Raw genomic sequence first — 23889 nt, forward strand, 5'->3', positions numbered from 1 at the left:
TTCGGGGCTTTTTTTACGGCTGATGAAGAAACCCGGCAAACCGCTGAATTTGTTCACGTAACGATTGTTTGTTTTCGTGAAATTGTTTGAAACGATGTCCGTTTGCTCCGGACGGATGCGGGAAGCCTTCCAGAATGACCGCATGGCCCATTCTGCCGTTTTTCTTCAGCGTGCGGCAGGCTGATTCTGCTGCTTTTCCGAGAGGGATAAGCAGAATGTCTTTTTTCATCATTTCTATTTCATCCGGAAAACATGTCAGCGCGTAACGGCTGAGAAGAGCTGATCTGCTGATGGCCGGCCGGTGTCCCGTATAGTTTTTCTGTTTATAAAAAACAGGGTGTTTGATAACGGATGTCGTATGAAGCAGCTCCCTTTTTGAATCAAAAAACCGGGATGAATCCTCAACGTGAAGCGCGGCCGGCAGACCGCATTCATTAAGCATTTCGATGATGTGCTGCCTCATGGAACCGGAAAGTCCGGCCGCTTTTTTTGTCTCATATGCTATCACCTCAAGAGATTCGCCGTTTTTTAAAAGCTGTGCCGCTGCTTTGTACGCCCGCTGCATCTGAAAAAAACCGGGTGTAATTCCGGAGATGACAACCGCAGCATGTGGGTTGATATACTCATTATGAGGCGAATAATACATATCCAGATCTCCGTCCTTGGCTAAATGGAACTCCGAAGTCAGCAAATCCGATTTTGTAAATCCTCCCGAAGATGATAATGCTTTAAGCTGCTGCAAAAAATGCGCAAGCCGCTCACGATCGCAAATCATGTTATGCCTCCTTGAATCCGCCAGTTTCTCTTAGTGTCATCAAAAACGTCGGATGACATGCAGGCTCATAAACCGCTTTTACCGGCGTTCCAGAGCATTTTCAGGACGTGAGGCGTTCCTTTAACTTCGGCTGCCGTCGTTTGCACGGCTGTTTTTTTAGTAAGAAAGTCTTCCTGCAGTTCTTTCTGCTTTTGTGATAACAAACGGGTTTCTGTTTTGATTTCTTCAACGGACGTCTGCATGGACGCTGTCACGGCGTTAATCTTCTTTATATCAGGCGCTGTGTTTCTTTTAAAATGCACGGCGGATACGGCTGCATAAATTAAAGCGGCAGCCGCAACGGCAGCACTGATATACAAAATGATGATCATCTGCTTTTCACTCCTTTTTTTCAGTTGATACCCTTTACGGATCGTGCTGAATCATTTTATTTGCTAATTGTTTTTTTTCTGCTTATAATGTGAAATCGTACATAAGGACATTCAGAAAGGGTGAAAGACATGGAAAGCTTACAAAACAAAACGGCTCTTATCACGGGTGCGGGCAGAGGAATCGGCCGCGCCGCCGCTATCGCTTTAGCCAAAGAAGGAGTCAATATCGGTTTAATCGGCCGTACAGAAGCAAATGTCGAAAAGGTTGCGGAAGAAGTGAAAGCCCTTGGTGTAAAGGCATCATTCGCTGCTGCCGATGTAAAAAACCAAAAAGAGGTTGAACAAGCCGTCTCCTCTATTAAAGAAGAACTCGGTGAGGTTGACATCCTGATTAACAATGCCGGAATCAGCAAATTCGGCGGATTTTTGGATCTTACGCCTCAAGAGTGGGAAGACATCATTCAAGTTAATGTAATGGGTGTATACCACGTGACACGCGCCGTTCTTCCTGAAATGATTGAGAGAAAATCAGGAGATATCATTAATATTTCTTCTACGGCGGGCCAAAGAGGCGCCGCGGCGACAAGTGCATACAGCGCTTCTAAATTTGCCGTTCTCGGTCTGACCGAATCTCTCATGCAGGAAGTCAGAAAACACAATATCCGTGTCAGCGCAATGACTCCGAGCACGGTTGCAAGCGACATGTCTATTGAATTAAATCTGACAGACGGCAATCCGGAAAAAGTCATGCAGCCTGAGGATCTTGCAGAATATATGGTTGCTCAATTGAAATTACACCCGCGCATTTTCATCAAAACGGCCGGTTTGTGGTCAACTAATCCTTAATCAAAGGGGACCTGTCTTTGTGACGGGTCTTTTTTTGTTTCCGCAACCCGATTAAACAGGCATAAAGATCCGTTTTTGCAGAAAAAAGAGTGAAAAAGAAACCGATATCAGCTATAATTAAACTAAATAAACTATGTACCAAATGTTCAATAAGATTATTTTTCCCCGCATTCAAAAAACAAATCAATACAAACCAAACTGTCCGAACAATAAAAGGGAAAACGGGATATAAAGAGAATATTTAGTACATGGAATAATTTGTTAGAAGGAAAGGAAAGGTGGGCACATATTGAAAGAAGAAAAAAGAAGTTCAACCGGTTTTTTAGTGAAACAAAGAGCCTTTTTAAAGCTTTACATGATTACAATGACAGAGCAGGAACGGCTTTACGGACTGAAGCTTCTCGAAGTGCTGCGTTCGGAATTTAAACCCATCGGTTTTAAGCCGAATCATACCGAGGTGTACCGTTCACTTCACGAACTTTTGGATGACGGGATTTTAAAGCAAGTAAAAGTGAAAAAAGAGGGAGCCAAACTCCAGGAAGTCGTTCTCTATCAATTTAAAGACTATGAAGCTGCAAAGCTTTACAAAAAACAGCTGAAGACAGAGCTTGACCGCTGCAAAAAGCTGATAGAAAAAGCCATTTCAGATAATTTTTAAATCCGGCCGGAACGCTCCCGGCCTCCCGGGCTCAAAAGGTTTGTTCTGTGATTCATTATACATAATAACAGGCTCGGAACAATACATATCAATAAAACCTCCAAACTTGACATCGACTCCTGAAGTGGTAACATAAAAAACGTGTGAAAAATACGAACAAAATACGAACAAGGGAGATGTTACCGATCTTAGATCAAAAGAAAGTTGCTTTTATCGGAGCAGGATCAATGGCTGAAGGAATGATATCAGGCATGGTCCGCGCAAAAAAAATTCCCAACCAAAACATCTGCGTGACAAACCGCCGCAATACAGAGCGACTCGCTGAATTGGAACATCAATACGGAATTCAAGGCATTGCTTTTGACAGCATGAAAACCGAAGACATTGATGTCTTTATTTTAGCCATGAAACCGAAGGATGCTGAAATCGCTCTTGCTACGCTGAAACGGCGTATTCAACCTCATCAAATCATCCTGTCTGTTCTGGCAGGCATAACAACCTCATTTATACAACAATCATTACATGACCGTCAGCCAGTTGTAAGAGTGATGCCGAACACATCCAGCATGATCGGCGAATCGGCAACAGCTGCGGCTTTCGGAGACCATGTCTCTTACGGTTCAGCAAAAACCGCGGTATCCCTTTTGGAATGCCTCGGGGAAGTGTACGTGATCAAGGAAGATCAGATGGACATTTTCACCGGCATCGCAGGCAGCGGACCGGCGTACTTCTATTATTTAATGGAGTTTATTGAAAAAGCAGGTGAAGAAGCCGGCTTAGACAAACGGCTGTCCCGCAAAATCGGCGCGCAAACGTTATTGGGCGCTGCTAAAATGCTGATGGAAACGGGTGAAAAACCGGATGTGCTTCGGGAAAACATCACCTCTCCAAACGGCACGACGGAAGCCGGCCTCGATGCGCTCAGGTCAGAAGGCGGTGGAGAAGCCATTGCCAAAGCCATTAAACATGCGACCGAACGTTCTATTGAGATCAGCAAAACAATTGAAAAAACGGCAGCACTATAATCGTTAAGAAACAGGAGTGATACAGTGACGTCTCGGACGAAGATCAAAAGAGTCGCGGTGAAAATCGGAAGCAGCTCACTGACGAGCCTGCACGGGGAAATCAGCAGAAGAAAGCTGGAAGCATTGGTGGATCAAATCGCACAGCTGAAAGACAGCGGCTATGAAGTGATTTTAATATCTTCCGGCGCAGTGGCGGCAGGTTATCGGAAGCTCGGATTTATTCAGAAACCGGAAGGCCTCCCTGAAAAACAGGCTTCTGCTTCCATCGGGCAGGGATTATTAATGGAGGCTTATTCAAAGCTGTTTTTAGCGCACGGTTATGTCGCATCACAAATATTAATTACAAGAAGCGACTTTTCCGACGAATACCGCTACCATAATGTGCGCAATACGATGAACGTCCTTTTGGAACGAGGCATTATTCCGATTATTAATGAAAATGACACGGTCACAGTCAACCGGCTGAAATTCGGAGATAACGATACACTCGCAGCGAAGGTGGCAGGTTTAATTGATGCCGACATGCTTGTAATTTTATCAGACATTGACGGTTTATATGATGATAATCCGCGCAGCAACCCGAAAGCGAAAAGAATCAGACATGTAAGTGACATCACTCCGGAAATAGAAGCAAGCGCGGGAGATGCCGGGAGTGAAATGGGAACCGGCGGAATGCGTTCGAAACTGGATGCTTTTAAAATTGTGATGGCCTCCGGTATTAAAGGCTTTCTCGGGCAGGCTAACATTCCGGACATTCTGCTTCAAGCGGTAGATGAGGCGGCTGAAGGAACTTATTTTGAAGCGGAAGGAACCCTGCCGTTAAACCACAAAGAACAATGGCTTGCATTTAATTCCGGCCCCGAAGGCGAAATTGTGATGGAAAAGAAAAGCAGCCGCGATGTCGCGAACGGAAATATGGCACTGTCACCGCAGGATATCGAACAGATTAAGGGCAGATTCAGCAGCGGAGCGGTTGTCAGGCTGCTTGATCAGCAGGGAGAAGAGCTCGGACTCGGCATCGTCAACTATTCCTCAGCCCAGCTGAAGACATTTAAAGAAACGCCGCACAAACAGACCGATCAATCAGTCATTGATCCGGAAGCGTTTGTCTGCCACGTTGAACTATCCATTCCGATCGGCTGAGAAAGATCTATAAAAATATGAAAAAGCCCGAGGCTTCGTTTTGAAGCTCGGGTTTGTTTTTTATTGATATTGTTCAAGTTTGGAGAAAAATTGAATGACAAAATGATAGAAATCATTTGCAGACGGAGCCAGCTCTCTTCCTTTTGGTTTAATAATGCCTACGGTGCGCTTCACTTGAGGAAATTCAATCGGAATTTTGATCGTGAACCGGGGTGTGGTTTCTGCAAAGGTGCTTTCAGGTAATAAAGTAACTCCCATCCCCGCGGAGACTAATCCTTTAATGGCATCTAAATCCTCGCCTTCCGTCGATACAAGCGGCGCAAAGCCGGCCTGTCTGCAAGCGTCGATCGCCATATTTCGGAGAATAAACCCTTCAGGAAATAAAACGAATTGGTCGCCGCGCAGATCAATTAAATGAATATTTTTCTGTTTGGCAAGCGGATGGTGCAGCGGAACAAGCGCGTAAATCTTTTCCGTGAATAAGATATTGCCTGTTATGTCGGGGAATTCCGTGGGAACGGGGCCGAGCAGCGCAGCATCTATATCCCTGTTTCTTACCGCTTCGATTAAAAACTTATAAGAACCCTGGCGGAGCAAAAACTCAACGTTCGGGTATTCCTCTTTAAATGCCGAAATCACAGTCGGCAAAAGCTGGCTTGCAAGGCTCGTCGGAAATCCTATTTTGACGGTTCCGCGATTCGGATCAAGATATTCATCAATTTGTTCCTTCGCATAATCAATTGCTTTCATCGCCGTTTTAACATGTTCTAAAAATTGTTTGCCGATCGGCGTTAATTTAATATTTCTGCCTTCCCGTTCAAATAAAGTGACTTTCAGCTCTTCTTCAAGATTTGCAATCTGCCGGCTGATGGCGGATTGTGCGACATGCAGATGATCAGCCGCTTCTGACACATGTTCCCGTTCTGCTACCTCCATAAAATAACGAAGCTGGCGTAATTCCATTGCGTTCACACCCATCTATCTCATTTTGAGATGTATTTGATCTAAATTATATATTGTTTATATTGTTTTGAAAACTTACAATTAATTTAAAGTTGTCAGATTTTATGACCGATAATTAACGGAAACTGATCGGGGGAGAGGAATTATGACTTACAATCAAATGCCGAAAGCACAAGGTCTCTACCGTCCGGAATTTGAGCACGATGCATGCGGAATCGGCTTGTATGCCCATTTAAAAGGGAAACCTTCACATGACATTGTCAAAAAAGGACTGAAGATGCTTTGCCAGCTGGATCACAGAGGAGGACAGGGCAGTGATCCGAATACGGGTGACGGCGCCGGCCTGATGGTTCAGATCCCTGATGCTTTTTTTAAGAAAGAGTGCGGAGAAATGAAGCTGCCGGAAAAAGGCCGTTACGGGGTAGGAATGGTCTTTTTCTCGCAAAATGAAGAGGAAAGAAAAAAGATCGAAAAACAGGTGAATGCATTCATTGAGCAGGAAGGACAGATCGTTCTCGGCTGGAGAACCGTCCCTGTAAATGTCGGAAAAATCGGAACAGTGGCACAAAGCACTTGCCCGTATGTGCGTCAAGTATTTATCGGAGCCGCAAACGATTTGAAAGACAGCCTTGCTTTTGAACGCAAATTGTATGTCATCCGGAAGCAGGCGGAAAATTGGGGCGTTCAAGAACAGCTTGATTTTTACTTCGCAAGCCTGTCAAGCCAGACTATTGTTTATAAAGGGTTGTTAACGCCTGAGCAGGTTGACGCTTTTTATTTGGATTTGCAGGATGAGACCTTCGTATCTGCATTTTCACTCGTGCATTCAAGATTCAGCACAAATACCTTTCCTACTTGGGAACGTGCCCATCCGAACCGCTATCTGATTCATAACGGAGAAATCAATACGCTCCGGGGCAACATCAATTGGATGAGAGCGAGGGAGCAGCAGTTCGTTTCAGAAAGCTTCGGAGACGATCTTCACAAAGTGCTGCCGATTTTAAATGCTGAGGGCAGTGACTCATCCATTCTTGATAATGCGTTTGAATTTTTCGTGATGGCGGGGCGGAAACCGGCACATACGGCAATGATGCTGATTCCGGAACCATGGACGGAAAACACTCACATGTCTAAAGCGAAACGGGCTTTTTATGAATATCACAGCTCTTTAATGGAGCCGTGGGACGGGCCGACCGCCATTTCGTTTACGGACGGAAAACAGATCGGCGCCATCCTTGACCGTAACGGCCTGCGTCCGGCACGTTACTATGTGACAAAAGATGACCATATTATTTTCTCATCTGAGGTCGGCGTTATTGAAGTGGAGCAGGAGAACATTCTTCATAAAAAACGTCTGGAGCCCGGAAAAATGCTGCTCATTGACTTAGAGGAAGGCCGGATTATTTCAGATGAAGAAGTAAAAACAGAAATCGCCAATGAATTCCCGTATCAAAAATGGCTTGAAGAAGAATTGGTTCAAGTGGATCCTGACCCGGAAATCCGGGAAGAGGAACAATTCGATGATCTTCTCGTCCGTCAAAAAGCGTTCGGCTATACGTATGAAGATATTCAGAAGTATTTAATTCCTGTTATTAAAGAAGGCAAGGACCCGCTCGGCTCTATGGGAAATGATTCGCCGCTCGCCGTTTTATCCGATCGCGCCCAATCACTGTTTCATTACTTTAAACAGCTGTTTGCGCAAGTCACAAACCCGCCGATTGACGCGATCCGCGAGCAGCTTGTGACCTCTACGGTGACATGGCTTGGAGCTGAAGGCGATCTGCTGCATCCGAGTGAAAGAAATGCACGCCGCATAAAATTGTATACTCCTGTATTATCAAACGAACAGTTTTATGCGCTGAAAACACTTGTGCACCCTGACATTAAGAGCCAGAACATCCGCACGCTGTTTTCCGATGACCTGGAAAAAGGCCTGAAGGATTTGTTTCAGCAAGCGGAAAAAGCGATCAAGGAAGGCGTATCTCTGTTAATTTTATCTGACAGGGCAATGAGTAAGGAATTGACGCCGATTCCGCCGCTTTTGGCCGTCAGTGCGCTGCATCAGCATTTGATCCGTCAAGGCCTGCGAACAAAAGCAAGCATTATCGTTGAATCCGGGGAAGCGCGTGAAGTTCATCACTTTGCGGCTCTCATCGGGTATGGTGCCGATGCTGTCAATCCGTATTTGACTTATGCTACGTATAAGCAGGAAATCGATGAAGGCCGGCTTGATATTCCGTATGAAGAAGCTGTCAGCAAATACGGAAAGAGCGTAACAGAAGGCGTCGTGAAAGTGATGTCAAAAATGGGGATTTCAACTGTGCAAAGTTACAGGGGCGCCCAAATTTTTGAAGCGGTCGGCATCGGTGAAGACGTTATCGCCAAATACTTTACCGGTACTGCATCTCAGCTTGGCGGAATCGATATTGAGACGATTGCGCAAGAAGCGAAACAGCGCCACCAAGCGGCGTACAAGGATGATTACAGCCAAACTCTTGATCCGGGAAGTGAATTCCAATGGCGGAACGGGGGAGAGCACCACGCTTTCAACCCGAAAACCATCCATACGCTGCAATGGGCCTGCCGAAAAAATGATTACAGCCTGTTTAAGCAGTATTCTCAAGCAGCGGATGAAGAACGAATCGGATTTTTACGCAATCTGTTCGCCTTCAAAGAAGACCGCAAGCCTTTAAAATTAGAGGAAGTTGAATCAGCTGCGTCCATCGTGAAACGTTTTAAAACAGGAGCGATGTCATTCGGTTCATTAAGCAAGGAAGCCCATGAGGCTTTAGCGGTAGCGATGAACAGGCTTGGCGGAAAAAGCAACAGCGGAGAAGGCGGCGAGGATCCGAAACGTTTCGTTCCGGATGAAAATGGCGACGACAGAAGAAGTGCGATTAAACAGATCGCTTCCGGCCGTTTCGGCGTAAAGAGCCATTATCTCGTCAATGCGGATGAATTGCAGATCAAAATGGCGCAAGGGGCGAAGCCGGGAGAAGGCGGTCAGCTTCCGGGGAACAAAGTATATCCTTGGGTCGCGGATGTCCGCGGTTCTACACCAGGTGTAGGGCTGATCTCACCGCCTCCTCACCATGATATTTATTCAATTGAAGATTTGGCGCAGCTGATCCATGATTTAAAAAATGCAAATCGAAGCGCGCGAATCAGCGTCAAGCTCGTGTCAAAAGCCGGTGTCGGCACGATTGCGGCCGGTGTGGCAAAAGGCACTGCGGATGTCATCGTCATCAGCGGCTACGATGGCGGAACGGGCGCATCGCCGAAAACGAGTATTAAACATACGGGTCTTCCGTGGGAGCTTGGTCTTGCAGAAGCTCACCAAACGCTGATGCTGAACGGCTTACGGGATCGCGTAGTATTGGAAACGGACGGTAAGCTGATGACAGGCCGAGATGTCGTGATGGCCGCCTTGCTCGGTGCGGAGGAATTCGGCTTTGCTACAGCGCCGCTTGTCGTTCTCGGCTGCGTCATGATGCGCGCCTGCCATTTAGATACATGTCCTGTAGGTGTCGCGACGCAAAATCCGGAGCTCCGCAAAAAATTCATGGGCGATCCTGACCATATCGTAAATTACATGCTGTTTGTCGCAGAAGAAGTGCGAGAATATATGGCGCAGTTAGGCTTTAAGACGCTTGATGAAATGATCGGACGGACAGACGTTCTTCATGTCAGTGAACGTGCGAAAGCGCATTGGAAAGCGGGCCAGCTTGATTTATCCACACTGCTGTACCAGCCTGAAGGCATACGCACTTTCCGTACGGCGCAAAACCATAAAATCGACGAGTCGCTTGATATGACGGTTATTCTTCCGGCGGTGCAGGCTGCAATTGAAGCCGGTCAGGAAGCGGAAGCTGAAATCAAGATCAATAATACAAACCGCGTAGCCGGAACCGTGACGGGAAGTGAAATTTCTAAACGCTACGGAGCGGAAGGCCTGCCGGATGATACGATCAGACTTCATTTTACCGGATCAGCCGGACAGAGTTTCGGAGCATTTGTCCCTAAAGGGATGACGCTTCATTTGAACGGGGATTCAAATGACTACGTAGGCAAAGGGCTTTCAGGCGGAAAAATCATCGTGAAAGCGCCTGATGCCTTCAATTGTGAAACACACGATAACGTTATTATCGGGAACGTCGCATTTTACGGAGCAACAAGCGGGGAAGCGTACATTAACGGGCGCGCCGGTGAACGTTTTGCAGTCCGTAACAGCGGAGTCAATGTCGTTGTAGAAGGTATCGGAGACCACGGCTGTGAATACATGACAGGCGGCCGGGTTGTCGTCCTCGGCGAAGTCGGCAAAAACTTCGGGGCGGGAATGTCAGGCGGTATCGCATACGTCCTGAGTGAAGATGCCAAAGCATTTAAACGCAAATGCAACATGGAAATGATTTCATTTGAAAAGCTGACGGATGAGGCGGAGGTCAAAGAAGTGCAAGAAATGGTCAAACGGCATGCGGCGCTGACAAACAGCAAAAAAGCCGCAGATCTCCTGGACAATTGGGAAAAAGCCGCAGAAACCTTTATCAAAATCATTCCGAAAAACTATAAACAAATGCTCCTCAGCATCGAAGAACAAAAAGCGGCGGGTTTATCAGAAGAAGACGCAATTATGTATGCTTTTGAAGCCAATACAAAGGTCCTCCAAACGCCTGCCAAAGATCAAAAACAAGCGGTAGTACAGTAAGAAAGGGGAGAGGAACATGGGGAAACCAACTGGATTCATGGAAGAAAAACGAGAAAAACCGGCTGAGCGGGACCCTCTCACTCGCTTAAAGGATTGGAAAGAGTATTCGGCTCCATTTTCAGATGAAGCGTCAAAGCGGCAGGGGGCGCGGTGTATGGATTGCGGCACACCGTTTTGCCAAATCGGCGCTGATATCAACGGTTTTACCTCCGGCTGCCCGATTTATAATCTGATACCGGAGTGGAATGACCTCGTCTATCGGGGGCGCTGGAAAGAAGCCTTGGAACGCCTTCTGAAAACGAATAACTTTCCTGAATTCACAGGGCGGGTCTGTCCCGCTCCTTGTGAAGGATCTTGTACGCTGGCCATTTCAGATCCGGCTGTTTCAATTAAAAACATCGAGCGGACGATCATTGACAAAGGTTTTGAAAATGGATGGATTCAGCCGAGAATTCCCGCGAAACGCACAGGTAAAAAAGTCGCTGTCGTCGGTTCAGGCCCGGCAGGTCTGGCAAGCGCTGATCAGCTGAATCAAGCCGGTCATTCCGTAACGGTCTACGAGCGTGCCGACAGAGCCGGCGGCCTGCTGATGTACGGCATTCCGAGCATGAAGCTTGAGAAAAATGTCGTCGAACGCCGTATTAAGCTTTTGACGCAGGAAGGTATAGATTTTGTGACAAATACCGAAATCGGCGTTGACATAACGGCAGATGAGCTGAAAGAACAATTTGATGCCGTCATTTTGTGCACAGGCGCCCAAAAGCAGCGTAATCTGCTGATTGAAGGCCGGGAAGCAAAAGGCGTCCATTATGCGATGGACTATTTAACACTGGCGACGAAAAGCTATTTAGATTCCAACTTCAAAGACAAACAATTTATAGACGCTAAAGGGAAAGATGTCATCGTGATCGGCGGAGGAGACACAGGAGCTGACTGCGTGGCAACCGCGCTGCGCCAAAAAGCGCGCAGCGTGCACCAGTTCGGGAAACATCCTAAACTTCCTCAGACGCGCACGAACGACAATATGTGGCCTGAACAGCCGCACGTCTTTACCCTTGAATACGCCTATGAAGAAGCGCAGGCAAAGTTCGGCAAAGACCCGAGAGAATATTCAATTCAGACGACAAAAATGGTGGCCGATAAGCAGGGCCGCTTACAAGAGATCCACACCATCCAAATGGAAAAAGTCAGAAACGAATTCGGAAAGTATGAATTTCATGAACTGCCCGGTACAGAAAAAGTCTGGCCTGCTCAGCTGGTGTTCATCGCCATCGGTTTTGAAGGAACAGAACAGCCATTATTGAAACAGTTCGGTGTCGATTCGGCAAATCATAAAATTCAGGCGGCATATGGGGATTATAAAACGAATGTTGACGGTGTTTTCGCCGCAGGGGATGCGAGAAGGGGCCAAAGCCTGATTGTATGGGCGATTAATGAAGGCCGGGAAGCAGCGCGCGAAGTCGACAGTTATTTAATGGGGAGCACTGTTTTACCGTAAATAAAGGGGTTTATTTATAAAACCGGCTGGGAACAGCCGGTTTTTCGTATTGAAATGGAACCTCCTTCTTCTTGTATTGGTCATATAAAGGAAATATGGAAATGGAAGATAAATATGGAATTTTGTTTTACAGAGCGGAGAGATTGTTTTCTTCCGGAGACTGAGACGATTTGCAAGCCTTGAGCTGTCGATCACGGTGCTGCTGACGGCGGAAGTCATCGCCGCCGTTTATTACGACGCCTTAAAAAACGTGACGGGCTCTGTGTGTCTGCAGTCGATTTGCGGGCAGATTTTAATCGATGAAGAACAACATTTTGAATTTCAAGCGGAAACGCTAATAAACAAATAAGGAAACGGACGGGTCCGCTCCTTTTTTTAGACATCTACACGAAAGCCAATATTGCCGAACTGCCGTCCTTCCCGCATCCTGTTAAAAGCGGCAGCTGCTTCACTGAGAGGGTACATGCGGTCGATAATGGGACGGATGCCGCAGCGGTTTATCAATTCCAGCATATCCGCGAATTCCTCATTGCTTCCCATTGATGTACCGAGAATATGAATCTGCGGAAAAAACAGCGAGCGAATGGGAAATCCGAGCTGATCGCCTGAACTGGCGCCGAATGTTACGATCCGGCCATTCGGTTTAATAATGTCAAGATAGTGTTGAAATAAGGCGGGGCCTACACCGTCAAGTATGATATCTGCTTTTTCGCCATTCAGCGCCTCATTCCAGTCACCGTAGCTGTCAATCGCCCGGTCTGCACCGTATGACAGTGCGGTTTGTTTTTTGTTTTCACTGCGGGAGGTGACGCTGACTGTCGCTCCGATAGCTTTTGCCATGAATAAGGCGTATGTTGCCACGCCGCTTCCGATGCCCGGAAGGATAAGGTGTTCGCCTTTTTTTAATTGTCCTTTTGTAAATAAGGCGCGATAAGCGGTTAATGCTGATAACGGCAGGACGCCCGCTTCCTCCCAAGTCAGGTGTTCGGGTTTTAAAACGGCATTTTCTGCAGGAACGATGACATAAGGTGAAAATGTTCCGTCGCTCGGACCGCCTAAAATATCAGGGACGGCTGGTACGTCCTCAACAGTCTTCCAATTCAGCACCGGGTTGATGATGACTTCTGCATTCAGTAAATGAGACCGGACGCCGTGTCCTATTTCGGTTACGATTCCCGCGCCGTCTGAACCGAGAATAAATTCATGGTTTCCGGTTTCGTGTTTTTTTATTAAAAACAAATCACGATGGTTTAATCCGGCTGTTTTCAGCTTTATTTTTACTTCGCCGTTTCCCGGCCTTTTGTCAGGTGCCTGCCTGAAATTAAAGCCATTTTCGTGTATGATAAGGACATTCATGATTCTTCTCTCCTTTATGATTGATGAGAAAAATTTTACAGGCTGTATCAGCTGCAGTAAATAAATGAAAATTGATAGCCGGCTATCAATAAAAATCATAGCAAGAAGGTGCCCTTACATGGAAAGCGGAGACTTAAAGATTTTTCAGGCTGTCGCCCGCAAAGGAAGTATTTCAAAGGCGGCAGAAAGCCTGCATTATGTTCAATCAAATGTGACAAACCGGATTCAGCAGCTGGAACGGCAATTGCAAACACAGCTTTTTTACCGCACAAATCGGGGAATGACGCTGACGCCAGCAGGTGAAAACTTATTAAAAGACGCAGACAGAATCCTTCAATTGCTGCATGAGGCGCAAAAAACAGCGCGAGAGGCAGGCGATCCGAACGGGCCGCTTCGAATCGGTTCTCTTGAAACGGCGGCAGCCGTCCATCTCCCTCAATTTTTCACGGAGTATTGCAGCCGCTACCCGAAAGTACAGCTGTCACTGTCAACCGGTGATACACATACCTTAGTGCAGCGCGTTCTACACTATGAGCTGGACGGCGCTTTTGTTTACGGACCGGTCGAATATGAAGATCTTGAGCAATTCGCTGTATTTCAAGAAGAATTGGTCTTGGTTTCAAATAAGCGGGAAGGCAGTTTGCAAGACTTGCTGCGAGAGCCGATTCTGTATTTTGCCGCGGGCTGTTCGCACCGCCGCAAAATAAAAAACATACTGAAAGAAGAGGCAGTGCCCGCACATAAAATCATTGAATTCGGTACGTTGGAAGCCATTATTGGGGCGGTGCAGGCGGGGATGGGGGTCTCCTTTCTGCCTGCATCAGCCGTCCGTTATTTTCAAAACAGGAAAAATCTTTTTCTTCATAAGCTCCCTGAACATTTTCGGAATATGAATATATCATTCATCTACCGGAGTGATTTATTTTTGACATCGGCGTTTGGAGAACTGCTGAATAGATTAAAAACATTATCGAACGGAAAATGAGAAAACAGGACAGCTGTGTACGCCAATTTTTTTTTTCGTTCCGGTTTTTCTTAAAAAACTTTCTTTTTCGGGAAATTTATGTATAATAAAAGAAAGTTTTTCGTATAAAGGAATCTGCAATGATAAGGACATGAGACATTTTAACCGGCCATACAGAGAGGGGAGGCGCGGCTGAGACCTTCCCGGCACGAAGAATGAGCTTACCGCCTTTTGAGCTGTATCGGTGAACGAAAGCAGCCGATACCGTATAGCTGCGTTACGGCAAAAATGAGCCGTCACTTAAAGTGGCGGGAATTTGGGTGGAACCGCGGGTCTGACACACACTCGTCCCTTTCTTTGGGATGAGTGTGTTTTTTATTTTATTAAAAATAAAGGAGAGATCAGACCGTGAAGAAGCCACACATTGTGATTACTTTTCCTGATGGAAAACAAAAAAAATACCGGAAAGGCGTTACGTTAGAAGAGATCGCTCAATCAATCAGTCCGAGTCTGAAAAAGGCGTCTGCCGCCGGAAAGGTAAACGGATCGTTATATGACTTTAGAAGAAGCATTCATAAGGATGCGGCGATTGAACTGTGCAGTTTTCAGTCTGAAGCAGGACTGGAAGTGATGAGACACACAGCAGCACACGTATTGGCGCAAGCGGTAAAACGTCTGTATCCGAAGGTTTGTTTAGGGATCGGACCCGTTATTGACAATGGCTTTTATTATGACTTTGATATGGATGAAACGATTACTGAAAAAGACCTGGCCGTCATTGAAAAAGAGATGAACCGAATCATTTCGGAAAATCCGGAAATTATCAGAGAAGAAATCCCCAGAGAAGAGGCAGAGCAGCTGTTTGCTCATGAACCGCTGAAGCTTGAGCTCTTAGCGGGTATTCCGCAGACTGATACAATCAGTATATACCGCCAGAGCGAATTCATTGATTTATGCCGGGGTCCGCACTTGGCGTCTGCCGGACAGATAAAAGCTTTTTCGCTCACTCATGTATCAGGGGCTTATTGGCGCGGCGACAGCAACCAAAAAATGCTCCAGCGCATCTATGGGAAAGCATTTTCCTCAGAAAAGGAGCTGAACAGACATTTTCAGCTGTTGAAAGAGGCGGAGATGAGAAATCATCGGAAATTGGGAGCGGAGTTACAACTTTTTATGTTTTCGGAAGAGGCGCCGGGTATGCCTTTTTATCTGCCGAACGGTCAGTTTATCCGAAACACGCTTGAATCATTTCTGCGTTCAAAGCAGGATGCCTATCATTATCAGGAAGTGCGTACCCCTATGATGATGAACCAGCGTCTTTGGGAGCAATCCGGCCACTGGGATCATTATAAAGAGAATATGTATTTCTCAGAAGCCGATCATCAGCGCTTTGCGTTAAAGCCGATGAACTGCCCCGGCCACATGCTCATATTTAAAGAAAAGCTTCGTTCTTATCGTGATCTTCCGATTCGGATGGCTGAGTTCGGTCAGGTGCACCGTCACGAATTCAGCGGGGCGCTTAATGGCCTGCTCCGCGTCAGATCTTTTTGCCAGGATGACGCACACATTTTTGTAACGCAGGATCAGATCGAGAGTGAAATCGCTTCGGCGCTGCAGCTGATTCACGAGGTGTACACCGCATTTGGTTTTTCCTATGATATTGAGCTGTCAACAAGACCGGAAGATTACATGGGAAGCGAACGCTTGTGGAACAGGGCTGAGAGCGCATTAGAAAAAGTATTAAAAGAACAGGGATATCGTTTTCGGTTTAATCGGGGAGATGGCGCATTTTACGGACCGAAAATTGATATTCATATAAAAGATGCGCTGAACCGGAGCCATCAATGTGCCACTGTCCAACTGGATTTTCAAATGCCGGAGAAATTTGATTTAACATATATTGATGAAAAAAACCAAAAAGTCCGTCCTGTTGTCATCCACCGGGCGGTATTCGGATCTCTCGACAGATTTCTCGGAATCATTACAGAACATTTCGGGGGAGCGTTCCCTTTATGGCTTGCACCGGTACAGGCAAAAATCATCCCAGTATCAAACACCGCACACCTGGACTGCGCAGAACAGGTGCACTTGCAAATGAAGAAAGCGGGTATCCGGGCTGAGCTCGATCAGCGCGATGAAAAACTCGGCTATAAAATCAGAGAAGCACAAATGAAAAAAATACCGTATATTGCGGTTGTGGGGGATCAAGAGTGCCGCCATCAATCTGTACATGTACGGCAATACGGGCGGGAAGACACATTTGAAGAGAATGTGAGTGATTTTATGTCCCGGATCATAAGAGAGGCAAAACAAAAAATAGAGATTGAAGAAAAACAACATTGACATATCGTAAAATCACGATATAATAAAGCGTATGAAACCTATTGATGTTTTTAAAGCGTTGTCTAATGAGTCACGGCTTGAGATTTTACAATGGCTGAAAGAGCCGGACCGTCACTTCGCCCCGCATGATGGCATTGATATGAATGAGATCGGAGTATGTGTCAGCCAGATCACCGATAAGCTTCAGATGACACAGTCAACGGCGTCTCAATATCTTTCCATTCTTCAGCGGGCGGGCCTTATCCAAACAAAACGGATTGGCAAATACACCTATTATAAAAGAGATGAAGAAGCGATAAAGGCGATGGCCGATTATTTTCAGCGCGAAATGTAGGGCTGAATCCTTTAGAAGAGGGATTCAGTTTCTTTTTCCGACTACACATCGACATATTGCGATTTGTTTCTGTTTGTTCAACTCTTTATATCGATATATCACAATATATCTTTATATAAATCATCAATGAAGGAGTGTGTCAGGTGCAAAATACCTGGAAGATTTACATTTTGGCAATTATCAGTTTTTTAGTGGGGACGTCTGAATATGTGATATCCGGGATGCTTGATAAAATTGCAGGTTCCTTGGGAGTTACTGTGGCAGCGGCAGGGCAGCTGATTACGATTTTTTCACTTGTTTATGCAATCGGAACGCCTGTCATGATGGCCCTTACAGCAAAACTGGACAGAAGGAAGCTCATGATCTATGCTCTGGGGCTGTTTGTTATCGGGAATATCATTTCTTTCCTTGTGCAGGGATTCGGCTTATTTGCGGGAGCACGGGTGATCATGGCGCTTGGAGCAGGAACTGTGGTGGTCACCGCGCTTACGATCGCAGCAAAAATCGCTCCCCCGGGAAAACAGGCAAGTTCTCTCGCAACCGTCATTATGGGGTTTACGGCGGCGCTCATTATCGGTGTTCCGATCGGAAGAACCGTGTCTGAAGCTTTCGGCTGGAAGGTGGTTTTCGCCGGAATTGCGGCAATCGGAATCATTGCCATGCTTATTATACGTTTCGCGCTGCCTGAGATAAAAGGAGATAAACCGGTGCCGCTCATTCAGCAATTTTCTCTTTTGAAGAAACGAAAGGTGGCTGTCGGGCTGGCCATTACGTTTTTTTGGCTCGGAGGCTATTCGGTTGCGTATACGTACCTTTCTCCGTATTTACTGAACGTCACTCATATCGGCAGCGGAATACTGAGTACATTGCTGCTTATTTTCGGTGTTGCAAGTCTTGCCGGTTCTAAAGCAGGCGGTTTCAGCGCAGACAAATGGGGGGCGCGTATGACATTAACCGGCGGAATGGCGCTTCATGCTATCATACTCATGTTATTGCCGTTTGTCACATATTCTGCTTTCGGAGCGGCGGCAGTGCTTATATTTTGGTCCTTCGCCGCCTGGTCATCTGGGCCTGCTCAGCAGTATCATTTGGCAACGATGGAGCCTGAATCATCGGGTGTATTACTTGGCCTCAACCAGTCCGTGATGCAGCTGGCTATGGCGGCCGGGGCGGGCATCGGGGGCCTTGTTGTCACTCATCTGTCTCTTGCGTCAGTGACATGGATCGGATCAGCGGGTGTTGTCATCGCGATGTGCGGCGTGCTTTCACTTGCCTCGTTAACATCTGAAAAACCCTCATCTGAATACAGTGCAGACTAAACAAAAGCCTCATTTCTCAGCTTGAGAAACGAGGCTTTTTGTCTAGTTATTTTTTATATTGTTTCAAGTTTACGCCGATTGCGGCTCCGTTTCGGCTTGAGTCGGCAACTCCGGTGAAGGTGCCGTTTTCACGGTCGATCAGGATGCTTTGCACATTACCGATATCAACCGGGCTGCTGCCGAATTTATGCCCCATTTCGTTCAGTTTTGTGCGGGCTTCTTCCGGCACTCCTTTTTCATATCGATAGGATGTCATGCTGTTTGTGTAAATTCTCGGCTCTTCGACCGCCGCTTTCAGATCCATGCCGTACTCAACTTTGTTCAGGATCGTTTGCAGGACGGAAGAAATAATCGTTGCTCCGCCGGGAGAGCCGACAGTCAGGACAGGTTCGTTATTTTTGAATAAAATAGTCGGAGTCATGCTGCTGAGCGGACGTTTATTCGGCTGCACTTCATTTGCGCCGCCAGGCACCGCATCGAAGTCTGTTAACTCATTATTCAACACAACGCCGTATCCGGGAACCATAATGCCGGAACCGAACAGCTGTTCAATCGTTGTCGTATAAGATACGACATTGCCGAAGCGATCGGTTACCGTGAAGTGAGTCGTTTGGCCTTCTTGTTTGTCAGTCGGCTGCTTCACTTGTTTATAGTTTGCAGAACCTTCCTGATAGGCCCAAGGGTCGCCGGCTTTCGGTTTTTTATTGACTTTATCAATATCTATCAGCTGTCTGCGGGCATTGATATAATCTGGATTCAAGAGGCCTTTGAGAGGGACGTTGACGAATTCTGGATCCCCGGCAAATGCGGCGCGGTCAGCATAAGCCAAATGCATCGTTTCTGCGAGAAGCTGATATTTTTGCCAAGAACGGATATCATATTGAGAAAGCTTAAAATCATCCAGGAGGTTCAGCATTTGCAACAGGAAAACACCGCCCGAGCTTGGAGGAGGAGCAGTTGCGATATGATAGCCCTGGTAATCTCCCCAGATCGGTTCGTCAATCGTCACATTGAAGTTTTTAATATCTTTTTCTGTCATTGAGCCGCCGAATTCCTGCACTGTTTCCGCAAGCTTTTTGGAGAATGCACCGTCATAGAATGCTTTTGTGCCTTTGTACTTAATAGCTGTAAATGTTTTGGCTAAGTCTTTTTGGATGAGTGTGTCTCCTTCTTTCAGAGGTTCTCCGTCCGGAAGAAACACGTCTTTTGCAGCGGTGTGTGATAATTTGTCTTTATAATCTGAGATGGCATCAGCTAAAACCGAATCGATCGGAAAGCCTTTTGAGGCAAGTTTAATGGAAGGGGTGATGAGTTGTTTCATGGAGCGTGTGCCCCATTTGTCGAGCGCTTTTTCAAGTCCTTTTAATGTTCCCGGAACACCGACTGCAGTCCCTTTAGTAACGCGTTCGGAGAAAGGGATGGCTTTGCCGTTCTCGTCAAGGAACATATCCGGTGTTGCGCCTGCCGGTGCGCGTTCCCGGCTGTCGATAATGGTGGTGTCTTTCGTCTTCGCATCATAAACCATCATAAATCCGCCGCCGCCGATTCCCGACATCATAGGTTCAGTTACGTTTAATGCGAATTGAATGGCGACCGCGGCGTCAACTGCATTGCCGCCTTTTTTCAGCACGTCGGCACCGATTTGTGAAGCGAGAGGATGGGCGGTGGCAACCATGCCGTCTTTGCCGACATCTACCTGTTTGTAGTCGTCATAGGAAAACGGGTGTTTCTTAGCCTGAGCGTGATAAGGGATGCTTCCGGCCGCGAGCAAAGTACTGAGCAGAACGATAAAACAGAGATTCATAAACTTTTTCTTTTTCATAGTCTGCCTCCTTTGTTTTCCGCTTACAATTATAGAGTAAGTAAAATGTGCTGTTTTCACAAGTGACAAACGGAATAGTCCGGTGCGCAAAAAGCCGGAGTTTCTGTGTGAATGTAATCAGTCGCAAATAGGCTAAATGGGAAACCGGACAGAAAAAGCTGTGAAACAAGCATAAAGACAAAAAATAAGCTACAATAAACAAAACAGAATTCACTCACATGACATATGAAAGGAACGTGAGCCATGTATTTAACAATCAAAGAGACAGCTGAGTTTACCAGTCTTCCTGAAGAATATGTGCACAATCTTGTTTTGACGAATAAAATAAGGGCCGTCCATGACGGACAGCAATATTTAATCAACAAGGAACAATTTCAAACCCATCTCGAACAGCTGGAAAAATATAAGGAAATGATTCAAGAGTTTTTAAATGAGCCGCTTCCTGAAGACATTGATGTAAAAGATGAAGACTAGGACACAATTTCATATTGTGTCTTTTTTTTTCATTTTTTTCGGTTGCTCACAAAAAAACGAATGCTCAGATTTCGTTTTAAGGACGTTGTTTTTCTTTTTTAATACCGTGAGTATCTATTGATTTAAAAGCCCGCCACCGGGTCGAAAATGATGTTTTTGAAGACTTCGATGAAACTGCATGCCTTATTCCCCTTATGTAACACTATGTATATTATGTTACATAAGGCCCTTTATCCTTTATCATTCAACAGGTTTCGGCTATAATAGTAACATAATGCTCAATATGTTACTTTACCAATTATAAGGGGTTTTTTGATGCATATCGTACAGCCGATCCGAAGTTTGGAGAAGATCCAGGAAGTCAAACAGTATTTAATGAAGAAAAGTGATCGTGATTATTTTTTATTTATTTTCGGCATGAACAGCGCACTGCGGATTTCTGATGTTCTGCCGCTTCGCGTGAGGGATGTAAGGAACAAAGACCATGTGTGGGCAACCGAAAGCAAAACGAGAAAGAAAAGAAAAATTCTGATACTGGAGTCTTTAAAGGCCGACATATACGCTTATACAAAAGACATGAAAGAGGATGACTATTTGTTTAAATCGAAACGGACGAATAAGCCCATTTCCCGGATTCAGGCATACAGAATATTAAAGGAAGCGGCAGCCGCTTGCGGATTGGAGGAAATCGGGACGCATACGCTTAGAAAGACGTTCGGGTATCATTTTTATCAGAGGACAAAAGACATTGCTGAACTGCAGAGGATTTTGAATCATTCTTCTCCGTCTATTACAATGCGTTATATCGGAATAGATGAAGATACGACGAGAGCCGCCTATAAAGTTTTCGGAGGGCTGTAGGCTTGAAAAAAACGGCCGCCAGCGTTACTATAATAGAAGCAGGCTCTAGTAGCACAGCGGATAGTGCAGCAGTTTCCTAAACTGCAGGTCGGGAGTTCGAATCTCTCCTAGAGCGTTTTTTGTATAAGATAGGCGCAGATTAATAATGTCGGCAAAACAGAAAACCCCTTGTTATACAAGGGGTTTTTGAGTTTAATATTTTGCAAGAACCTGGTGGAAATGATGTGAAAAAAGCCCGCTGTAAGCAAGCGGGCTTTTTCTTATATGACAGCATCAAATTGATTAACTTTCCAAACGTTGTTTTCTTTTACGAATGTTACATCGCGTTTTGCTGACGGGGAACCGTCAAGAGTCGGTACAGTGAAGCGGTATGTTTGAACGCTTCCTTTTTTAGAAAGAAGAGTCATTTTTGCTTTTTTCCAATTCAGGAGGTTATCTCCGTCGCCGACCGGAACAGCCAATTTGCCGTCTTTTACAGTGAAGTGGTAATCTTTGAGCCCTTTGTCAATCGCTTGCTTTGTAAAAGCGGGTGTCAGATATTTTACGGCTTTCGCTTTTGTTCCGAGGTCTTTGCACATAAATACGTATTGAAGATTTTGATATTCAAACGGTTCAGATGTGCAGTTTGCGTTTGATTTAATCGCACTGCCGCTCATCGTGTTCCAGAAATGTTCTCTCGCTGACAGGGCCAGTTGAAGTGCTTGTTTTTGTGTAAGGTCATTAGATGCATTTTTTGCGGTCGCCGCAGTGCCCAATGACAGAATCAATGTAATAGTAGTGAGGAATAATAGCCATTTTTTCATGATATAATCTCTCCTTCAATCAATCTCTTTCTCTTATGTTACAAATGTTACAATAATTACGCTAAGATTACAATACCTTTTCAGAAATATTTTCCGGTCTTTTTATTTTTATGGTTTATTTCCATGTAAGACGTGAGAAAAAGATAAAGAGTTTCATTGAACAAAAGGTTTTTACAAGCTGTCTGCTGAATAATAAAATGGAAGAAAATCAAAAAAGGAGTCCTACATATGGAAGTACAAGATCATTTAGAAACAGCGGAAGGCCGCGGCCAGTCTGTCTGGCGATCGATGTCACTGTTTTTAGTGCCGCTGCTTTTAAGCAATGTATTGCAATCTGTCGGCCAATTGGTCGGAATGGTATTTGTCGGAAGGTGGCTTGGAGTCGATGCGCTTGCCGCCGTATCGTCTTTTTTTCCGCTGTTTTTTCTGCTGATCTCCTTTACGATCGGAATCGGTTCGGGAAGTTCCATTCTGATCGGTCAGGCTTACGGCGCGAAAAACGAAGAGAGGATGAAGGCGATTGTCGGCACTACACTGACTTTTACCTTTATGCTCGGTGTTGTTCTGGCAGTTGTCGGCAGTGTGTTTACGCTTGATATTCTGCGGCTGATGGGAACGCCAGGAAACGTAATAGATGTCAGTGTCCGATATGCGCGCATTTTGTTTTGCGCAATGCCGCTGATGTTTTTATATTTTGCGTATACGACATTTTTACGCGGAACGGGAGATTCAAAGACTCCGTTTTATACGTTAATCGTCAGTACAGTCATAAACATCGGGCTCTTGCCCTTATTGATTCTCGGGCTTTTCGGACTTCCGAAGTTCGGCATTTACGGTTCGGCGTATGCAACCGTGATTTCAAACATCGTGACATTTATCGTACTCATGGTTTATTTGCGGAAAAGGAAACATCCATTGGCATTTGACCGGACTGCGCTCCGTTCTCTTAAAATGGACAAAAAGCTGCTCGCGCTTTTACTCCGTCTCGGTATTCCGTCAAGCATCAATATGATTCTCGTGTCACTTTCTGAAATTGCGGTCATTTCATTTGTCAATCATTACGGATCAAACGCGACGGCTGCTTACGGGGTTGTCAACCAAGTGGCGAGTTATGTGCAGATGCCGGCGGTAAGCCTCGGTATCGCCGTTTCAATTTTTGCCGCCCAATCCATAGGAGCAAATCAATTCGGCCGGCTGAAGCAGGTCATCAAAGTCGGCATCGGCCTGAATTATTTGATCGGCGGGGTTTTGATTGTGCTGATTTACACCTTCTCCCGGCAGATACTGGCTTTGTTTTTAACAGATCAGGATACACTCCACATTGCCCGCAATCTGATTATGATTACCCTTTGGAGCTATTTGATTTTCGGTCACGCTCAGATTGTTTCAGCAACAATGCGGGCGAGCGGTACGGTGTTATGGCCGACGATTATCAGCATTTTTACGATTTGGGGAATTGAAGTGCCTGTGGCCTTTATTCTTTCTCATTATACGAATCTCGGCATTCTCGGCATTTGGGTCGGTTATCCGGCGGCTTTTGTCGTCAGCCTGTTGCTGCAATACGGATATTACCGGTTTGTATGGAAGAAAAAACAGATTACCCGGCTGATTCAATAAGGTTTTACCGCA

The 23889-nt window shown here is 45.8% G+C and carries 20 protein-coding genes and 1 tRNA gene; 15 read left to right on the forward strand and 6 right to left on the reverse strand.

Annotation, left to right across the window (positions count from 1 at the left end):
• Positions 1 to 13 precede the first annotated feature (13 nt).
• Positions 14 to 775 carry a hypothetical protein gene (locus tag MJQ52_RS01695; protein WP_069448817.1) on the reverse strand — a complete coding sequence of 254 codons (762 nt, stop codon included), beginning with the start codon at positions 773 to 775 and terminating at the stop codon, positions 14 to 16.
• A 65-nt stretch (positions 776 to 840) separates the two neighbouring features.
• Positions 841 to 1146: a DUF948 domain-containing protein gene (locus MJQ52_RS01700; protein ID WP_025852259.1), complete on the reverse strand. Its 306-nt coding sequence runs from the start codon at positions 1144 to 1146 to the stop codon at positions 841 to 843.
• Positions 1147 to 1275: 129 nt separating this feature from the next.
• Here MJQ52_RS01700 and MJQ52_RS01705 point away from each other — a divergent pair, with 129 nt between their 5' ends.
• The 4 genes from MJQ52_RS01705 (at position 1276) to proB (ending at position 4818) form a co-directional block, all read left to right on the forward strand.
• Complete coding sequence (locus tag MJQ52_RS01705) at positions 1276 to 1992, forward strand: 3-ketoacyl-ACP reductase (protein WP_003153828.1); 717 nt, start codon at positions 1276 to 1278, stop codon at positions 1990 to 1992.
• A gap of 289 nt (positions 1993 to 2281) precedes the next feature.
• A complete protein-coding gene (gene rtp, locus MJQ52_RS01710) occupies positions 2282 to 2650 on the forward strand; it encodes a replication termination protein (RefSeq protein WP_003153833.1) in 369 nt (122 codons plus the stop codon).
• 176 nt (positions 2651 to 2826) lie between these two features.
• Positions 2827 to 3675 (forward strand): pyrroline-5-carboxylate reductase, encoded by an 849-nt coding sequence (gene proC, locus MJQ52_RS01715; RefSeq protein WP_014418088.1) that lies wholly within the window; start codon positions 2827 to 2829, stop codon positions 3673 to 3675.
• Positions 3676 to 3699: 24 nt separating this feature from the next.
• Positions 3700 to 4818, forward strand: a complete 1119-nt coding sequence (gene proB / locus MJQ52_RS01720; protein WP_014305177.1) for a glutamate 5-kinase — start codon at positions 3700 to 3702, stop codon at positions 4816 to 4818.
• Between the two features lie 60 nt (positions 4819 to 4878).
• Here proB and MJQ52_RS01725 read toward each other — a convergent pair whose 3' ends face one another.
• Positions 4879 to 5781: a LysR family transcriptional regulator gene (locus tag MJQ52_RS01725; RefSeq protein WP_094246861.1), complete on the reverse strand. Its 903-nt coding sequence runs from the start codon at positions 5779 to 5781 to the stop codon at positions 4879 to 4881.
• 145 nt (positions 5782 to 5926) lie between these two features.
• Between MJQ52_RS01725 and gltB the strand changes: the two genes are divergently transcribed.
• From gltB to MJQ52_RS01740, 3 genes are all read left to right on the forward strand, one after another.
• The gene (gltB, locus tag MJQ52_RS01730; RefSeq protein ID WP_094246862.1) at positions 5927 to 10486 is read left to right on the forward strand and encodes a glutamate synthase large subunit; all 4560 of its coding nucleotides are present in this window, start codon (positions 5927 to 5929) and stop codon (positions 10484 to 10486) included.
• Positions 10487 to 10502: 16 nt separating this feature from the next.
• Positions 10503 to 11984 carry a glutamate synthase small subunit gene (gltD, locus tag MJQ52_RS01735; RefSeq protein WP_003153838.1) on the forward strand — a complete coding sequence of 494 codons (1482 nt, stop codon included), beginning with the start codon at positions 10503 to 10505 and terminating at the stop codon, positions 11982 to 11984.
• A 196-nt stretch (positions 11985 to 12180) separates the two neighbouring features.
• On the forward strand, positions 12181 to 12333 hold the full coding sequence (locus MJQ52_RS01740) for a hypothetical protein (protein ID WP_153986667.1): 153 nt from the start codon (positions 12181 to 12183) through the stop codon (positions 12331 to 12333).
• Positions 12334 to 12359: 26 nt separating this feature from the next.
• Here MJQ52_RS01740 and MJQ52_RS01745 read toward each other — a convergent pair whose 3' ends face one another.
• Positions 12360 to 13340, reverse strand: coding sequence for a zinc-binding dehydrogenase (locus tag MJQ52_RS01745; protein ID WP_094246863.1), 981 nt, complete (start codon positions 13338 to 13340; stop codon positions 12360 to 12362).
• Between the two features lie 118 nt (positions 13341 to 13458).
• Here MJQ52_RS01745 and MJQ52_RS01750 point away from each other — a divergent pair, with 118 nt between their 5' ends.
• From MJQ52_RS01750 to MJQ52_RS01765, 4 genes are all read left to right on the forward strand, one after another.
• Positions 13459 to 14325, forward strand: coding sequence for a LysR family transcriptional regulator (locus MJQ52_RS01750; RefSeq protein WP_094246864.1), 867 nt, complete (start codon positions 13459 to 13461; stop codon positions 14323 to 14325).
• Between the two features lie 387 nt (positions 14326 to 14712).
• Entirely contained in the window at positions 14713 to 16647 is a 1935-nt protein-coding gene (gene thrS, locus MJQ52_RS01755; protein ID WP_025650406.1) for a threonine--tRNA ligase, read from the forward strand.
• 31 nt (positions 16648 to 16678) lie between these two features.
• On the forward strand, positions 16679 to 16981 hold the full coding sequence (locus MJQ52_RS01760; protein WP_007407355.1) for an ArsR/SmtB family transcription factor: 303 nt from the start codon (positions 16679 to 16681) through the stop codon (positions 16979 to 16981).
• A 143-nt stretch (positions 16982 to 17124) separates the two neighbouring features.
• A complete protein-coding gene (locus MJQ52_RS01765) occupies positions 17125 to 18300 on the forward strand; it encodes an MFS transporter (RefSeq protein ID WP_434181849.1) in 1176 nt (391 codons plus the stop codon).
• 46 nt (positions 18301 to 18346) lie between these two features.
• On the opposite strand, the gene ggt is transcribed toward MJQ52_RS01765, so the two are convergent.
• Positions 18347 to 20122 carry a gamma-glutamyltransferase gene (gene ggt, locus MJQ52_RS01770; protein ID WP_077722426.1) on the reverse strand — a complete coding sequence of 592 codons (1776 nt, stop codon included), beginning with the start codon at positions 20120 to 20122 and terminating at the stop codon, positions 18347 to 18349.
• Between the two features lie 243 nt (positions 20123 to 20365).
• On the opposite strand from ggt, the gene MJQ52_RS01775 reads away from it, so the two are divergent.
• The 3 genes from MJQ52_RS01775 (at position 20366) to MJQ52_RS01785 (ending at position 21572) form a co-directional block, all read left to right on the forward strand.
• Complete coding sequence (locus MJQ52_RS01775) at positions 20366 to 20596, forward strand: excisionase family DNA-binding protein (protein ID WP_003153848.1); 231 nt, start codon at positions 20366 to 20368, stop codon at positions 20594 to 20596.
• Positions 20597 to 20911: 315 nt separating this feature from the next.
• Positions 20912 to 21457, forward strand: a complete 546-nt coding sequence (locus MJQ52_RS01780) for a site-specific integrase (protein WP_003153850.1) — start codon at positions 20912 to 20914, stop codon at positions 21455 to 21457.
• Between the two features lie 42 nt (positions 21458 to 21499).
• A tRNA-Arg gene (locus MJQ52_RS01785) sits at positions 21500 to 21572 on the forward strand.
• Positions 21573 to 21717: 145 nt separating this feature from the next.
• Here MJQ52_RS01785 and MJQ52_RS01790 read toward each other — a convergent pair.
• A complete protein-coding gene (locus MJQ52_RS01790; protein ID WP_094246867.1) occupies positions 21718 to 22260 on the reverse strand; it encodes an IseA DL-endopeptidase inhibitor family protein in 543 nt (180 codons plus the stop codon).
• Between the two features lie 228 nt (positions 22261 to 22488).
• Between MJQ52_RS01790 and MJQ52_RS01795 the strand changes: the two genes are divergently transcribed.
• A complete protein-coding gene (locus tag MJQ52_RS01795) occupies positions 22489 to 23877 on the forward strand; it encodes an MATE family efflux transporter (RefSeq protein ID WP_094246868.1) in 1389 nt (462 codons plus the stop codon).
• Positions 23878 to 23889 lie beyond the last annotated feature (12 nt).

Source organism: Bacillus sp. jun7, from assembly GCF_051034795.1.
In the GTDB taxonomy this organism is placed as follows: Bacteria; Bacillota; Bacilli; order Bacillales; family Bacillaceae; genus Bacillus; species Bacillus velezensis.

Coding starts and splice junctions, on each gene's coding strand:
- MJQ52_RS01695 (WP_069448817.1), bottom strand. CDS start 775: ATGATTTGCGATCGTGAGCGGCTTGCGCATTTTTTGCAGCAGCTTAAA.
- MJQ52_RS01700 (WP_025852259.1), bottom strand. CDS start 1,146: ATGATCATCATTTTGTATATCAGTGCTGCCGTTGCGGCTGCCGCTTTA.
- MJQ52_RS01705 (WP_003153828.1), top strand. CDS start 1,276: ATGGAAAGCTTACAAAACAAAACGGCTCTTATCACGGGTGCGGGCAGA.
- proC (WP_014418088.1), top strand. CDS start 2,827: ATGTTACCGATCTTAGATCAAAAGAAAGTTGCTTTTATCGGAGCAGGA.
- MJQ52_RS01725 (WP_094246861.1), bottom strand. CDS start 5,781: ATGGAATTACGCCAGCTTCGTTATTTTATGGAGGTAGCAGAACGGGAA.
- gltB (WP_094246862.1), top strand. CDS start 5,927: ATGACTTACAATCAAATGCCGAAAGCACAAGGTCTCTACCGTCCGGAA.
- gltD (WP_003153838.1), top strand. CDS start 10,503: ATGGGGAAACCAACTGGATTCATGGAAGAAAAACGAGAAAAACCGGCT.
- MJQ52_RS01745 (WP_094246863.1), bottom strand. CDS start 13,340: ATGAATGTCCTTATCATACACGAAAATGGCTTTAATTTCAGGCAGGCA.
- MJQ52_RS01750 (WP_094246864.1), top strand. CDS start 13,459: ATGGAAAGCGGAGACTTAAAGATTTTTCAGGCTGTCGCCCGCAAAGGA.
- MJQ52_RS01760 (WP_007407355.1), top strand. CDS start 16,679: ATGAAACCTATTGATGTTTTTAAAGCGTTGTCTAATGAGTCACGGCTT.
- ggt (WP_077722426.1), bottom strand. CDS start 20,122: ATGAAAAAGAAAAAGTTTATGAATCTCTGTTTTATCGTTCTGCTCAGT.
- MJQ52_RS01775 (WP_003153848.1), top strand. CDS start 20,366: ATGTATTTAACAATCAAAGAGACAGCTGAGTTTACCAGTCTTCCTGAA.
- MJQ52_RS01780 (WP_003153850.1), top strand. CDS start 20,912: ATGCATATCGTACAGCCGATCCGAAGTTTGGAGAAGATCCAGGAAGTC.
- MJQ52_RS01790 (WP_094246867.1), bottom strand. CDS start 22,260: ATGAAAAAATGGCTATTATTCCTCACTACTATTACATTGATTCTGTCA.
- MJQ52_RS01795 (WP_094246868.1), top strand. CDS start 22,489: ATGGAAGTACAAGATCATTTAGAAACAGCGGAAGGCCGCGGCCAGTCT.